Source organism: Fusibacter sp. (genome assembly GCF_057447755.1).
Window position 1 is genome coordinate 1 of sequence record NZ_JBVBZF010000467.1, and the last position, 2,041, is coordinate 2,041.

Sequence of the window (2,041 nt, forward strand, 5' to 3'; positions counted from 1 at the left end):
AGAACGCTATAGCATTTGTCATTGCTGTTGGGGAGGCGTGAAATCATGAAAATTGCAGTTGAAAAAGATATTAGGGCTATAGATTTAAAAGCGGTTGAAAAGTACCAAATACCCTATATGGTTCTAATGGAGAACGCTGGTATAGCATTGGCCGAAGAAGTTAAAAAACATATCAATCCCCACAGTAAGGTCATTATTATTGCGGGTATGGGTAACAATGGTGGTGATGGTTTGGTCTGTGCGAGACATTTGCATAATGAATCATACCAGGTAAAGATCTTCATGATAGGCAATCACAAGAAATTATCAGAGCATGCAAATCATAATTTTGAAATCGTAAAACATTTAAATATACCTGTGGAAACCATAAATGACATCAGCGGTGTGAAAAAGCTTGGCAAGACCATAGATTATGATGATGTTGTGGTGGACTGTATTTTCGGAATTGGCATCACAAAAGAAGTTGAAGGTGTTTACGAACTCGCCATAGATGAAATTAATGAATCAAGTGGCTATGTCATTTCTTGCGATATTCCAAGTGGAATACATGCAAGCGAGGGTTTGGTTATGAAAACCGCCGTTCGAGCTGATAAAACCGTAGCGCTCTGTTTGCCGAAAGTTGGAAATATCATGTACCCTGCAGCGGAGTACAATGGTGAACTCGTCGTCAAAAAAATTGCCATACCTAAAGAATTGGTGGCAGAAATGCCCATTCCACTTGAGACCATTACACATGATATGGTCAAAAGAATGATTCCTAAAAGGCAAAGAAACTCCCACAAAGGTGTGTATGGCAAAGCCAGTATTATAGCAGGTTCCTTTGGGATGACTGGCGCTGCAATCCTCTGCGGGAAAAGTGCTTTAAGATCAGGCGTTGGCTTGTTGAAACTCATCATACCAGAATCACTTCATACGATTATAACAACCAGTGTACCAGAAGCAGTTACAGTACCCCTTGCAGAAACACGTAAGGGCGTTTTCGGCATCAATCAAGTTGAGAAGCTTGTACAAACCTGTGAAGCGGCTGACGTAATTGCAATTGGGCCAGGTTGTGGTCAAAATGCAGAAATGAATGAAATTCTCAGACACTTGATTACGCTGGTGGATAAACCCGTAATCATAGATGCCGATGGTCTTAACACCCTTGCAAGACACGTGGACGTTTTAAGAAACAAGGTCAACCAAGTGGTATTGACACCTCACCCAGGTGAGATGAGTCGTTTGACAAATTTGCCACTTGAGGTTATCAACCAACATCCGATCAACACTGCCAGAGAGTTTGCTGCCAAGTGGAAGGTCACAGTGGTGCTAAAGGGTGCTAGAACGGTTATCGCGTTGCCATCAGGACAAACCTATATCAATATCAACGGCAATCCTGGCATGGCTACAGCTGGGAGTGGCGATGTTTTAACTGGCATCATCACAAGCTTGGTCGCACAAGGATTAAGCCCTGAGAATGCTGCAATTGCAGGTGTTTATATTCATGGTTATTCTGGAGACCTCATGGTGGGTCAAAAAGGGGAGTATGGTTTAATTGCAGGAGACCTGATAGAGGGCATTACTCAAGCCTTTAGGAACCTTGAAGTCTAGCTTAAACCACAAAAAAAATCGTTAAAATTCATTGGTCAATTGAAATAAAAAGGATTAAAATAGTCTTGGGACTGTTTTGATCCTTATTTTTATATAGATCATTAGTTCTCGTCCAGCTTTGAGAAAGAATCTTCAACTTGCGAAAAGCGGTTTGAGGCATCGAAGATGGCTCAAATGTTGTTATCTCAGGGAATACTTGAAAATTGGAGATTAGGGATTATTTTTCATGTGGTATATCTTGAATGATGGATTGGAACAGACGGTTTGAGGTTTTAAAATACAAGATAAAAAATGATTTGGGGGATAATATGAGTCAGAATAATTTAACGAGACCTGTGTGGGCGGAAATTAACTTGGACGCACTGGCGCATAACATGAGAGAGGTGCGTAAGTGCATTAAGCCGACAACATTGGCATCTGCAGTCATAAAAGCAGACGGTTACGGACATGG

The 2,041-nt window shown here is 41.3% G+C and carries 2 protein-coding genes; both read left to right on the plus strand.

Annotated features, from left to right (window positions below):
- The first annotated feature begins 45 nt into the window (after positions 1 to 45).
- On the plus strand, positions 46 to 1,590 hold the full coding sequence (locus tag AC220I_RS21725; RefSeq protein ID WP_486725963.1) for an NAD(P)H-hydrate dehydratase: 1,545 nt from the start codon (positions 46 to 48) through the stop codon (positions 1,588 to 1,590).
- A gap of 308 nt (positions 1,591 to 1,898) precedes the next feature.
- The coding region (locus AC220I_RS21730) for an alanine racemase (RefSeq protein ID WP_486725964.1) at positions 1,899 to 2,041 on the plus strand (143 nt) is incomplete at its 3' end.